Here is a 14,171-nt window from a genome sequence, read left to right as displayed (position 1 = left end):
CGCCGGTCGCCGTCGCTGACGACCTGGCACCACCGCGGTTTCCCCTTTATAGCGGGGAACCGCGACGAATCGAACTGTCCGCACCGCAGCTATTCATGCGTTAACCCCAGTACGCATGGACGACTGGGGAAAGGACATGGCCGACAGGACAGTGGGGCGTCTCTCGCATCGGCTCGGCGTGGTCTGCCTGTTGCTGGTGGCCTGCATCAACGCCGGTTGCGTTTCCGGACGGACGTATCGGACGCAATTGCATACGAGCGACTACTGCATCTTCGAGGCGAAGGGCGACTGCCCGCAGGAAGTACTGCACCAGGTGGGCGAAACGCCGTCGAAGTCCCCGCCGGTATTGCTGGGCTATGTCGAATTCGACGACCAAGGCTATTTGCGCGAGCCCGAAAGCAAGGAAAACCTGATGCGGCAGATCCGTGCGATAGACAGCGATCGCCCGGTCCTCATGGTCGTTTTCGCCCACGGATGGAAGCACAATGCCGCTCCCGACGACGGCAACGTGGAGGCGTTCGCGCAGTTTCTGCGCAAGATAGCCAAAGCCGACGCGCAGGCCTGCGAAAACAGGGCATGCGCGCCGCGCCAGGTGGTCGGGATGTACCTGGGCTGGCGAGGCTTGTCCAACAAGGTCGAGCCGTTCAAGACGCTGACATTCTGGGGACGCAAAGGGCGCGCGCATCGCGTCGGCACCGACGGGGCCACCGAGGTGCTCGCCGAACTGGCCAAGATCAAAGCCACCCGGCGCAACAATCGCCTGATCGTCACAGGCCATAGCTTCGGCGGCGCGCTGGTCTACAACTCGCTCAACCAATTACTCATTCGCGACACCGCATTTGCCAACAAGGAAGGGACGGTCGCGCGCAACGCCGCCGACCTGGTCGTGCTGGTGAATCCCGCATTCGAGGCAGCGCGCTTCAACGCACTGCAGCGCAAAGCCTCGGGGATGACGTTCAAGCCCGGACAGATGCCGATCCTGGCGATCTTCACCTCACAGGCCGATACCGCGACCAAGCGGGCCTTCCCGGCCGGACGCGCGCTGGCGACCTTGTTCTCCGAGCACAGCACGCCCGAACAGAGGCGCCAGAACATTCAGGCGATCGGTCACTACGCCCCGTATCGCACCCACACGCTGATGCAGCTCGCCACGCCGGCGACGGTCGACTTCAAGGACTTCGCTTGCGCCTGGAAGGCTTACAGCATCGGGACAAGTAACCGGTGGAACGTCGGAGCGGTTGCGCTTGCACGAACTCCGGCGAAGCCTGAAAGCTCGCAGTCGAGTCTGGAGTCGGCCCGTTTCAATCCTTACATGGTGGTCGGGGTGGAGAAGGGAATCATCTCGGGGCATAACGAAATCTGGGGCGACGAGTTCTCCGACTTCCTGTATCGATTCGTCGCCGTCCAGCGCTACGGCGGGCACTGCGGGACTGCTGAGGATTCGACACAGCAGGAGCAGGATTGAACGGCGGAAGAACCGGGCTCTCGCTGGGCATCGGCGGCTTTTCGGCGTGGGCGCCGCGGATCGCGCGCACGGCGACGGCGAAAACGCCGTCGCCGGCTGGAAGCACGAATCGGCCTCGGCCAGGTCCGATACGCCCGATGGCATCGCAGGGCGTTCAAGCTGGCATGCACACCCCCGACGCGAAGCGGGCCAGGCTCAGGATGCGTGGGCCGCGTCCAGCGCTGCGAGACTGGCCGGGCGCATGTCGGTCCAGTGCTGTTCGACGTAGTCCAGGCAGCTCTGGCGCTGGTCCGGGCCGAACACGCGCTTCCAGCCGGCCGGGATTTCGGCGAACTGCGGCCAGAGCGAATGCTGGTTTTCGTCGTTGACGAGGACGAGGAAGCTGCCGTTGTTGTCTTCGAAGGGATTGGTCATGGCGTTCTCCGGTTAAAAGTGGATGGCAAAGCAGGTGGCCCGTCCTGAAGCGGCGGCCATTGGAAAAATCCACATCCCATGTCGGGATGCGGGGATGGCGCATGGCGACGCAATGAGCAATCGCCGCGGCCACGGCACGCGGCATCGATGCGCGTCGTCGCCGCGGGTCGTCATAGGCGATAGTCCTCCGCCAGCGTGCGACCGATGCGCGCCAGGTGTTGCGGGTGGGTCAGTTCGTCGTGGCGGCAATCGATGTCGTAGGTGCGCAGCGCGCCGGTGATGTTGTGCTTGAAGGTGGCCGGCTCCAGTACGTAAGCCTCGCCCTGGCTGTCCTGGGTGGCGATGAAGAACACCACGTCGCCGCGGAACTTGCCGCTGGGCGTGTAGTAGTTGAGCAGGTCCGAGTCGTTGTTCTGGGTGGCGACGAAGCGCTCCAGCAAGCCGGCGTCGAAGCCGGAGAAGATGCTGTATTTCAGCAGCTCGGTCGCCTTTTCGAAGTCCAGCGATTCGGGATCGTAATCGCCGATATCGCAGCCGGCGATGTTCTCCAGGAAGCCTTGCAGGATGCTCGCGCGGTAGTCGCCGGTCGGCGCGGTGGCGGGATCGAACCCCGGCATCGAGGTGCGTATGCACGAATCCAGGATCACCAGCCGTTCGACCTCCTGGTCCGCTTGTTGCAAACGCAGGGCCGTCTCCAGGGCGGTCGCGCCGCCGTAGGAATAACCCAGCAGGTGATACGGCCCCTCGGGCTGGATCGCGCGGATCTGGGTCAGGTAAGCGGCGACATCCTCCTCGACGCTGGCCGACAACGGCGCCGAGGGATCGATCAGGCTGGCGCTTTGCAACGCATAGATCGGACGCTGTGGGTCGAGATAGCGAGTCAGGCCGCGATACCACCAGCCCAGGCCACCGCCCGGCGGCAGGCAGAACAACGGCGGCAGATCGCCCTGCGCGCGGATCGCCACCACCGGCTCGAGCGCGGACAGCGCCTGCAGCGGCTCGGCCATGCGTTCGGACAAGGCCGCGATCGTCGGCGATTCGAACAGCAGGCGTGCGGAGACTTCGATGCCTAGGGTGTGGCGAATGCGGCCGACCAGACGCGTGGCCAGCAGCGAGTGGCCGCCGATCTCGAAGAAGTCGTCGTCGATGCCGACTTCGTTGAGTTCCAGTACTTCGGCGAACAGCTCGCACAACGCCTGCTGCTGCGGTGTCGTGGCTGCGCGCCGATGGCTGGAGGTGAACTCCGGCGCGGGCAGGGCCTTGCGGTCCACCTTGCCGTTCGGGGTCAGCGGCAGCATCGGCAGCGGCACCAGCAGCGGCTGCATGTAGTCGGGCAGATGCTTTTGCGCATGTTGGCGCAGATCGACCAGGCGATCGAAGCTGCCCGGGCTATTGGCGCAGGCATCGAAATCGCGCGGGTGGGCCGGTACATGGATGTCGGTCCAGATCGTCTCGGCGTCGTGCTTGGGCAGGAACAGCACTTCCAGCCCGCGTTCGGGCGCCGACCACGTGACCGCGACGTCCCAGCCCAGCGTTTCGCCGTGAGCATGCAGCGCCTCGACCGGCGGCAATTCGCGCGTCTGCGCCGCCAGCAGGCGAGAGCGGACTTCGGCGATGCGCCGGCCGGCCTGCAACTGCTGCAGCGCATCCAGCTCGGGCTGCAGCAGCGGATGCGGAACATCGACGATGCGCAGTCCGGCGCGATGCTCGGCCAGCTGCGCGGCCAACGCATCGGGTTCGAGCAGCGCGGCGGACCACGGCCGGGTCGGCAGCGCGGCCGCCGAACGCACCTCGGGGCCGTGCTTGCGCAGCACCACTTCATAGCGGTGACGGCTCAGCTCATTGTCGTGGCGGCTGCGCTTGGTCTGGATATCGACCGCGGCGATGCTTTGCAGGCGTTGCGGCAACTGGGTGAAGAATTCCGGCGCCAGCAGCAGTTCCTTCTCGGTCAGCAGGGTCTGATCGATACGGCGTTGCAGGGTGGTCGCGTCGATGTCGTTGCCGGCCTGATGCAGTTGCACGGCGTTAACGAAGCTGCGCAGCAGTTGCAGGTTGCGCACGTCGCCCAGGTACAGCGCGCCGCCCGGCGCCAGCAACGCCATCGCCTGCTCGATCACCTCCAGCAGATAGTCGCTGCTGGGGAAGTACTGCAGCACCGAGTTGACGATGATCAGGTCGTAGTAAGCCTGCGTCGGCAGGGACGCGGCCACTTGCCGGGTGCGGTGCGCGGGCAGGGTGTGCAGTTGCACCTTGCCCGCCAGTTCGGGCCGTTGCGCGAGCTGGCGTTGCAGGCGCTCGACCGTGGCGCGCGACAGATCGGTGCCGTGGTAGGTCTCCACCTGCGGCGCCACCGGCGCCAGGATCAGGCCGCTGCCGACGCCGATTTCCAGCACCCGGCGCGGACGCAGCGCGAGGATGCGCTGCACCGTGGCCGCGCGCCATTCGCGCATTTGCTCCAGTGGAATCGGGGTCTGGGTGTAGCTGCTGTTCCAGCCGCGGAAGTCTTCGCCGAACTGCGGCGCCTGCGCATCGACGGTGTCGTCGTCGTAAAGCTCCTGATACAGCGATTCCCACTCGTCGACCTGGCGCGTCTCCAGCGCCGCATCGCGCTGACCGCCGCCTTGCTTGAGCACCACATAGCCGACCAGTTGCTTGTGACCGGGCACGTCCTCGCGCACCTGCACGAGGGCCTGGGCCACAGCAGGATAGGACTGCAGCACGTTTTCGATCTCGCCCGGCTCGATGCGGAAGCCGCGCAGTTTCACCTGCTGGTCGCTGCGGCCGATGAATTCGATCTGGCCGTCCGCGCGCCAGCGCACCAAGTCGCCGCTGCGGTACATGCGCTCGCCGCGGTGATGCGCGGGCGCGTAGGGGTTGGCGACGAATCGTTCGGCGGTGAACGACGGCCGCCCGAGGTAGCCGCGGGCCAGGCCGGCGCCGGCGATGTACAACTCACCGGGCACGCCCGGCGGCACCGGCCGCAGCGCGCCGTCGAGCACGTAGACGCGCATATTGTCCAAGGGCGCGCCGATCGGGACGCTGGCCGCGTCGCTGGCGAGCGTGGGCACCGCGCAGCTCAGGGCGAAGGTGGTGGTTTCGGTCGGGCCGTAGCCGTTGACGATGCGCAGCGCGGGGTAGCGCGCCTGCAGACGGCGGATCGCATCGGCCGAGAGCACGTCGCCGCCGGCCCATACTTGCACCAGCGGTGCGAACAGTTCGGGCATCGACTCGACGAATTCGTGGAACAGGCCCGCGGTCAGCCACATGCTGCGCACACCGTGTTCGGCGACCAGCCGCTGCATCTGGCGCCCGTCGCCGGAGTCGACCGTGCAGACCACCACGCGGCCGCCGTTGAGCAGCGGCACCCACAGCTCATACGTCGACGCATCGAAGGCGTGCGGGGAATGCAGCAGCACGACTTCGTGATCGCGCGCGAAGCGGCGGTCGCGAGCGAAGGCCACGATGTCGCCTTGTTCCACCGCGACGCCCTTGGGGCGGCCGGTGGAGCCGGAGGTGAACATCACGTAGGCCAGTTGCCGCGGATGGGCGACGGGCAGGGGCGTGGCAGCGGCCTGCGCCGCCTCGTCGTCGGGCAGATCCAGGCGCAACACCTGCGACGGCGCCAGGTCGAGATTCCGTCCTTCAAGACCGGCATCGGCGATCAGCAGCACGGCATCTGTCTCGGCCAGGAGCAGGGCCAGGCGTTCGTCCGGATGTTGTTCGTGCAGGGGCACGTAGTAAGCGCCGGCCTTGAGCACGGCCAGCGTAGCGATGACCAACTCGGGCGAACGACGCAGCAACAGCGCCACGCCTTGTTCGGCGCCGACGCCGCGCGCGATCAGCCGCTGCGCCAGGGATTCGGCGCGACGGTCCAGTTCGGCATAGCTCAGCGTGAGTTCGCCGGCCACCAGCGCCACCGCGTCCGGCGTGGCGCGTGCTTGACGCTCGAAGCACGCGGCCACGCTTTCGGGCATCACCGGATGCTCGGCGCCGTTCCAGCTTTCGAGCTGCGCACGCTCGCTTTCCTCCAGCAGATCGAGCTGGCCCACGCGCAGGCCCAGATCGCCGGCCAACTGTTCGAGAATGCGTTCGTAGCGGCGCGCGAAGCGCTGGATGTCGGCCTTGGCGAACACGTCCGGGCGATAGCTGAAATTCAACTTCACCCATTCGCCGGGCATCGACAGCAAGGTCAGCGGGTAGTGCGATTTGTCGCCGCCGAAGCCGTCGACCATGGAGATGCGCAGCGAGCCGTCGGCATTCGACAGGCGCTGATCGTCGGCGTCCATCAGATAGTTCTCGAACACCATCAAGCTGTCGAACAGCCGCGTGTGGCCGCTGTCGAGCAGGATCTGGCTCAGTCCCAGATGCTGCGCGTCCAGCAGCTGCGCCTGCCGGTCCTGCAGCGCGGCGAGCCAATCGCCCAGCGTCTGCGCCGGGTCCAGCGGCAACCGCAACGGCAAGGTGTTGATCAGCAGGCCGGCCATGCGTTCCACGCCGGCCAGTTCGGGCGGGCGGCCGGAGACGGTGATGCCGAAGACGATGTCCTGGCGTCCGGTCGTCTGCGCCAGCAACAAACCCCACGCAGCCTGCAACAGGGTGTTGATGGTCAGGCCGTGGCGGCGCGCCTGCGCGGTCAGCGCCTGGGTGAGTTCGCGCGAGAAATCGTGCGGATGGGTGTGCGGCATCACCGGTTCGGGCGATGCCTGCGGCGCCAGCAGCGTCGGTCCGTCGAGGTCGGCCAATTCGCGCCGCCAGTTATCGCGCGCGGCCTGGCGATCCTGCGCGGCGACCCAGGCCAGGTAATCGCGGTACGGCGTCACGTACGGCAGCGCCGAGCGATCGCCACGCGCGTAGTACAGGCTCAGCAGTTCCTTCATCACCATCGGCGAGGACCAGCCATCGAGCAGCATGTGATGGCTGGTGAACGCGAGGTAATGGCACTCGGGCGCGGTGCGCACGAGCAGGAAGCGCAGCAGAGGGCCCTGCGACGGATCGAAGCGCCGCTGGTCTTCGCGCAGCAGCGCCGGTACGCCGGCCTCGTCGCTGTCGACCAGGCGCCACGGCGCCTTGGGCTTGAGCGGGATCACCTGCACGGCTTCCGGCAGGCCGCGATGCAGGAACGACGCGCTCAGGTTGGCGTGCCGTTCCAGCAATCGGTCGGCCGCGGTCCGCAGCATGTCGGTGTCGAGCGCGCCGTCGAAACGGAATACCTCCTGGACCAGATAGGCATCGACGCTGTCCTCGTCGTAGATCGCGTGGAACAGCAGGCCGTGCTGCAGCGGCGACAGCGGCAGGATCTCGGCCAGCGGCGGTTGGCTGGCTTCGATCGCTTCGATCTGGGCCTGATCGAGCTTGACCAGCGGCAGGTCCGACGGGGTGAATCCGGGTTTGGCATGCGCGGCGCGTTCGGCGATGCAGCGCAGCAGTTCGAACCAGCGCTGCGCCAACGCGCGTATCGCCGCCTCGTCGAACAATTCGCCGGCCCAGTTCCAGGTGGCGTGCAGCATCGGGCCGCAGGCGTGGTCGATCGTGACCGCGTCCAGGCCGAGCACATGCCACAGCGGCCAGGTCGCGTCCTCGCCGTTCGGCGCTTCGGTTTGTGGCGGGTCGAGCTGTCGTTCGTCGTCGCCGGCGTCACTGACCGCCTGCAGGCGGCCCAGGTAATTGAAGCCGACCTGACGCGACGGCCGCTCGGCGAGTGCGTCGCGTCCGTGTTCGTCGAGATAGCGCAGCAGGCTGTAGCCGATGCCTTTGTCGGGCAGTCGGCGCAGTTGTTCCTTGACCCGCTTGAGCGCGTGTTCGAGCGCGGGGCCGCCGCGCAGCGCCTCAATCAGATTCAATCCGGTCAGATCGAGTTGCAGCGGGAATTCGCTGGTGAACCAACCCACGGTATGCGACAGGTCGGCGCCCTCGACGATGGCCTCGCGGCCATGGCCTTCCAGATCGAAACGCAGCGACGAATTCGTCGCGCCGAGCCGTTGCTGGCGCCAGTCGATCAGCGCCAGCGCGAACGCGGTCAGCAGTACGTCGTTGATGCGGCCGCGGATCTGGGTCGGCGCCACGGTCAGCAGTTGCTGGGTGGTCTGGGTGTCCAGGCGCAAGGTCAGTGTGCGCTGGGTGGCGCCGATATCGCGCCGGGGATCGAGCGGCCGTTCGCTCAAGGCCGGGTCGTCGCCGGCGAACATCGATTGCCACAGCGGCAGTTCGCCGCGTCGCGCGGTCGCGATCGCCGGCAACTGCATGGCCCAGTGGCGTAGCGAGGTGCCGGCGTTTTCCAGGCGCGGCGCCAGACCGCGTTTGCGCGCGTCCAGCGCGGACTGCAAGTCCGGCAGCAGGATGCGCCAGGACACGCCGTCCACGGCCAGGTGATGGATCGTCAGCAGCAGTTGCGCGTCGTCGCCGTCGACGAAGCACACGGCTTGCAACATCCGGCCTTCGCCGGGCGCCAGGTCTTCGCGAGCGGTGCGTTGCGCTTCCTCGATGACGCGTCGGCGGGCAGTGGAATCCAGGCCCGCCAGCGACACCTGACGCAGACAGTCCTGCGCATGCACAGTGCGTTGCGGGGCGATCTGCAACTGGCGTCCGGCGTCCACGCGCAAACGCAGCGCATGGTGATGATCGAGCAGATCCTGCAGCGCATGCGTCAGCGCTTCGCCGGCCAGGTCGGCCAAGCTGAGCGGCAGGGTCATCGACTGATTGAAGGACTCGGCGAGCTCGGGCTGATCCAGCAGCCAATGCATGATCGGGGTGGCCGGGAATTTTCCGGTCGGCGCTTCCAGCGGCGCGGCTTGGGTGCGCGGCAGCGGCACGGCCGTCGCCGCGAGCACCTCGACCGTCTGCTGGCGGAACACGTCGCGCGCGGTGATCACCAGGCCTTGCTTGCGCGCGCGGCTGACCAACTGGATCGAGCTGATGCTGTCGCCGCCGAGGGTGAAGAAGTTGTCGTCGATGCCGACCCGTTCCAGGCCCAGCACTTCCGCGACCAGGGTGCAGAACAACTGCTCCTTCGCGTCGCGCGGCGCGCGCACGCTGGCGGAGGCGAAGTCCGGCGCCGGCAGCGCCTTGCGGTCGAGCTTGCCGCTGATGTTGAGCGGCAACTGCGGCAGCCGCACGAACGCGGCCGGCACCATGTAGTCGGGCAGTTGCGCGGCCAGTTGCCGACGCAGCGCCTCGACATCGACGCCGGCGCTGTCGGCCGCGGCGATGTAGGCGACCAATTGCTTGCGTCCGGGCTGGTCGTCGCGCACCAGCACCGTGTTCTGGCTGTAGCCGGCCTGGGCGATGCGGGCCTCGATCTCGCCCAGTTCGATGCGGTGGCCGCGGATCTTGACTTGGTTGTCGCTGCGGCCCAGGTATTCCAATTGGCCGTCGCTGCGCCAGCGCGCCAGGTCGCCGCTGCGGTACATGCGCTCGCCATGGGCGAACGGATCGGCGACGAAGCGTTCCGCGTTCAAGGCCGGACGATCCAGGTAGCCGCGCGCCAGGAACGCGCCGGCCAGGTACAGCTCGCCGGCGACGCCGACGGGCAGCGGCTGCAGGCGCGCATCAAGCACATAGGCGCGGCTGTTCCACACCGGCGCGCCGATGGCCGGACGGCTGCCGGGTTCGATGCTCGCGAAGCAGGCATCGACCGTGCATTCAGTCGGGCCGTAAAGGTTGTAGCCGCGCGTGTGCTGCGATTCGCCAAGCAGGCGCCAATGGGTGTCGTTGACCGCTTCGCCGCCCAGCATCACGCAGTGCAGTTGGCTGTCTTCGCGATCAAGCAGGCCGTCCTGCAACAGCAGTTCGAACAACGACGGGGTGATGTCCATCCCGTTGATGGCGTGCTCGACCACGTAGTCGACCAGCCACTGCGTGTCCTTGCGGACCTGCTCGTCGATCAGATGCAGTTCGTGGCCGGCGACCATCCACAGCAACGCGTCGATCGAGGTGTCGAACACCATCGAGGCGGTCAGGGCGAAGCGCATGCGCGCACCGCCGGCGAAGGCGGCTTCGCGATCGATCAGGACCTGCTTGTGATGGTGATAGAGATTGGCCAGCGAGTCATGAGCGATCACCACGCCCTTGGGCTTGCCGGTGGAACCGGAGGTGTAGATGACATAAGCCGGGTGCAGCGGCGACCACGGGCGGCGGCGATCGGCATCGCTGGGCGCGTGGGACGGCGCCGCGGCCAGCAGGTCGCGGGTGTCGGCGCTGTCGAGCATCAGCAAGGGCAGCTCGCGGCCGCGATCGTCCTGGGTCAGCGAGCGCGTGCCTGCACTCGTGCCGATCACGACCGCGGGCAGAGCGTCGTCCAGGATCTCGTGCAGGCGTTCGGCCGGTTGCTCGATGTCCAGCGGCAGATAGGCGGCGCCGGCCTTGAGCACGGCCATCAGCGCCACGATCATGTCCGGCGTGCGCAACAGCGCGAGCGCGACGCGGTCCTCGGCGCCGACGCCGCGGGCGATCAGCACATGGGCCAGGCGATTGGCGCGTGCGTCGAGTTCGGCGAAATCCAGCGACTGCCCGTTGCACACCAGCGCGGTGGCCTGCGGCGTGCGAGCGGCGGCTTGCGCGAACAGATCGTGCAGGCCGCCGGGCGGCAGCTCGCGCAGTTCGGCGCCGCCGTTTTGCAGCAGGCGCGTGCGCTCGCCCGCCTCGAGCAGATCCAGCCGACCGACCGGCACGGTGAGATCGCCGGCCAGGATTTCGAGCAGGCGGGTGAAGCGACGGATCTGGTCCTGCAGATCGGCGACCGAGAACACATCGGGCCGGTAGCTGAAATCCATCTGCAACTGCTCGCCGGGCAACAGCGAGACACTGAGCGGATAGTGCGACAGATCGCCGCCATGGCCGTCGGCCATGCTGATGCGCAGTTCGCTGTCGGCTTCCAGTGCGCGCCGGTCGTTCGGGTCGAACGGATAGTTCTCGTAGACCATCAAAGTGTCGAACAGCGCGGCGTGCTCGCAGTCGCGCAGAATCTGCGGAAGCTCCAGGAACTGCTCGTTGAGCAGCCGCGCCTGGCGCGCCTGCAGGTCGTCCAGCCACGCGCCCAGCGATTGCGCCGGGTCGATGCGCAGACGCAGCGGCAAGGTGTTGATCAGCAGGCCGACCATGCGTTCCACGCCGGCCACTTCGGGCGGACGGCCGGACACGGTGATGCCGAACACGACGTCGTGGCGGCCGGTGGCCTGCGCCAGCAGCAAACCCCACGCCGCCTGCAGCAAGGTGTTGAGGGTCAGGCCGTGGCGACGCGCCTGCGCGTTGAGGGCCTGGGTGAGCTCGCGCGAGAACCGATGATCGTGGGTGAGCGGCATGCACGGCTCGGCCGAGGCCTGCGGCGCGAGCAAGGTGGGTTCGTCGAGATCGGCCAGTTCCCTGCGCCAGGCCTCGCGCGCGGCCTCGCGATCCTGGGCGGCGATCCAGGCCAGGTAATCGCGGTAGGCCGGTGCCGGCGGCAATGTCGCGTCGCTGCCGCGATCGTGGTAAATCGCCAGCAACTCGCGCAGCACGATCGGCATCGACCAGCCGTCGAGCAGGATGTGATGGCTGGTGAACACGAGGTAATGGATATCGGGCGCGGTGCGCGCCAGGGTGAAGCGCAACTGCGGCGCCTGCGACGGTTCGAAACGCTGCTGCTTGTCGAGCAGCAACAGCGTCTGCAGCCCTTCTTCGTCGGTGTCGACGCTGCGCCACGGCGCCTTGACCACGCGCGCGATGGCCTGCACGTTCCTGGAGCGGCCGTCGTGGATGAAGGCCGCGCGCAGGTTGGCGTGGCGTTCGAGCAGGCGATCGGCGGCGGCCTGCATCGCCGCCGCGTCGAGCCGGCCTTCGAAGCGGAACACCTGCTGCACCAGATAGGCGTCGGGGGCGTCCTCGTCGTAGAGCGCATGGAACAACAGGCCGTGCTGCAACGGCGACAGCGGCAGGATCTCGGCCAGCGGCGGCAGGATCGCCTCGATGGCTTCGATGCGTTGCTGGTCGAGTTCGATCAGCGGCAGGTCCGACGGCGTGAACAGCATGCGCTCGTCCTGCGCGGCGCGCAGCGCCACCTGACGCAGCAACTCGAACCAGCTCTGCGCGAGTTCGCCGATGGCGCGCTCGTCGAACAGTTCGCCGGCCCAACTCCAGTTGGCGCACAGCACCGGGCCTTCGCGGCGGTCCTCGGTGGTGGCGTTGAGCGACAGCGCGTGGACCAGCACCTCGTCGTCGCCCGCGCTCGCAATGGCGGCGTCGGCCTGGGTCCAGGCCGCGTCGGCCTGACCGTGCTCGGTGACGGCGAAACGGCCCAGATAGTTGAAGCCGATCTGCGCGGCGGGTTGTCCGCCCAGCGCGGCGCGGCCGCTCGCGTCGAGGTAACGCAACAGGCCGTAGCCGATGCCGTTGTCGGGCAATGCGCGCAGTTGCTCCTTGACCGACTTGAGCGCGGCATCGAGCGCGGCGCCGCCATTCCAGGCGGCGGCCTGATCGATGCCGGCCAGCGACAGCCGCACCGGGAACTGGCTGGTGAACCAGCCGACCGTGCGGCTGAGATCGGCGCCCTCGACCACGGCCTCGCGGCCATGGCCTTCCAGATCGAAACGCACACCGTCGACATCGCCCAGGCCCTGACGACGGCGCCATGCGGCCAGCGCGAGCGCGAAGGCGGACAGCAGCACGTCGTTGATGCGGCCGCGGATGCGTTCGGGCGCGCGGGTCAGCAGCAGGCGCGTCACATCGGGTTCCAGACGCAGCGACAGGCTGCGCTGGGTCGCCAGCGTGTCGCGCTTGGCATCGAGCGGACGCGGCGTCAGCGGTGGATCTTCGCCGTCCTGCATCGCCTGCCAGAACGGCAGTTCGTCGCGGCGCGCGGCTGCCGCCTCGGGCAGAGCCAACGCCCATTGCCGGAACGAAGTCGGCACGGGTGCGAGCGTGGGCGCAAGGCCAACTGCGCGCGCTTCCCACGCCGCCTGTAAGTCGGGCACCAGGATGCGCCAGGACACGCCGTCCACCACCAGGTGATGCACGGCGAGGAACAATCGCGAATCGACGCCGTCGTCGAACCACACCGCTTGCAGCATGCGGCCTTCGTCGGGATTGAGCCGCTGTTGCGCCGCGCGCATGTGCTCGTGCATGAGGCGTTCGCGCGCATCGGCGCTCAGCGCGTGCAGCGGCACGGTCTCCAGGCAATCGATCGCGCGTACGCTGCCGGCCGCATCGATCTGCGCGATGCCGTCGCGCAACTGCATGCGCAAGGCATGGTGGTGTTCGATCAGATCCTGCAGCGCGGCCAGCAAGGGCTCGCGCCGCAGTTGCGGCACTTGCAGCAGCATGGCCTGGGCGAAGTGCCGGTACGGGCCTTCGCGCTCGAGCAGCCATTGCATGATCGGCGTGGCCGGCAGGACGCCGGTCGGAGCTTGCTGCGGCACGGCGGCGGCGGCGGGCTCGCGGGTGCCGGCGATGCGCGCGAGCGCCTGCACCGTCGGGTGCTGGAATACGTCGCGCGCGCTGAAGCGCAGGCCGGCCTGACGGGCGCGTCCGACCAACTGGATCGAACTGATGCTGTCGCCGCCCAGGGCGAAGAAGCTGTCGTCGATACCGACTCGATCCAGCCCGAGCACTCCCGCGAACAAGTCGCACAGCGATTGCTCCAGCGCATTGCGCGGCAGTCGGATGTCCTTATTCGCCTCCGGCGCGGGCAGGGCCTGGCGATCGAGCTTGCCGTTGGGCGTGAGCGGCAGCGCGTCCAGCGTGACGAACGCCGCGGGCACCATATGCTCGGGTAGGCTGCTCGCCAGGCGCCGACGCAGGGCTTCGATATCGGCGGCGACGGTCGCGGCGTCGGCATTGGTCACCAGATAGGCGATCAATTGCCGCTGGCCGGGCCGATCCTCGCGCACCGCAACCGCGTTGTGCGGGTAGCCCGCGTCGGCCACGGCCGCTTCGATCTCGCCCAGTTCGATGCGGAAGCCGCGCAGTTTGACCTGGCCGTCGTCGCGGCGGGGGGCGCCGCGCCAGGTCGCCGCTACGGGCGCGCCGGGCGCGCGGGCGAGCGAGGGGGGCGGCGCGCGCGCGCGCGCGATGTAGAGCGCCGGCGATGCTCGCAGCTGCGGCCGCGCAGTTGCTGAGCGCGTCGGGGCAGCGTCGCGCGCCGATCGGTGTTGGCGCTCGCCGCGCGCGATCAGGACAGTTGCCGCGGCTGCAGCCGCGCGCGCGCTGGCCAGGCCGGTCGCGGCTGTGGCGCGCAGTCGTGCGCCGTTGCGCAACGCCGGCGGAATGGCCTCGCCGCCGAGCGCAGCGCGGGTCGCCGTCGACACGCCTTGCGCCGCTCCAC

Annotated in this window: 3 protein-coding genes; 1 reads left to right on the top strand and 2 read right to left on the bottom strand. The window is 68.1% G+C overall.

Translation table 11 applies throughout. From position 1 onward, the window contains the following. The first annotated feature begins 115 nt into the window (after positions 1-115). Positions 116-1,465: an alpha/beta hydrolase gene (locus KME82_RS13090; RefSeq protein ID WP_215498906.1), complete on the top strand. Its 1,350-nt coding sequence runs from the start codon at positions 116-118 to the stop codon at positions 1,463-1,465. A 195-nt stretch (positions 1,466-1,660) separates the two neighbouring features. On the opposite strand, the gene KME82_RS13085 is transcribed toward KME82_RS13090, so the two are convergent. After that, on the bottom strand, positions 1,661-1,879 hold the full coding sequence (locus tag KME82_RS13085) for an MbtH family protein (RefSeq protein ID WP_215498905.1): 219 nt from the start codon (positions 1,877-1,879) through the stop codon (positions 1,661-1,663). A gap of 170 nt (positions 1,880-2,049) precedes the next feature. Beyond that, the gene (locus tag KME82_RS13080) at positions 2,050-14,154 is read right to left on the bottom strand and encodes a non-ribosomal peptide synthetase (RefSeq protein ID WP_215498904.1); all 12,105 of its coding nucleotides are present in this window, start codon (positions 14,152-14,154) and stop codon (positions 2,050-2,052) included. Positions 14,155-14,171: the final 17 nt, after the last annotated feature.

The sequence above is a fragment of the Lysobacter capsici genome (assembly GCF_018732085.1).
GTDB classification, from domain to species: domain Bacteria; phylum Pseudomonadota; class Gammaproteobacteria; order Xanthomonadales; family Xanthomonadaceae; genus Lysobacter; species Lysobacter capsici_A.
The sequence above is the reverse complement of the archived record's forward strand: the minus strand, read 5'-3'. Positions and strand labels throughout refer to the sequence as shown.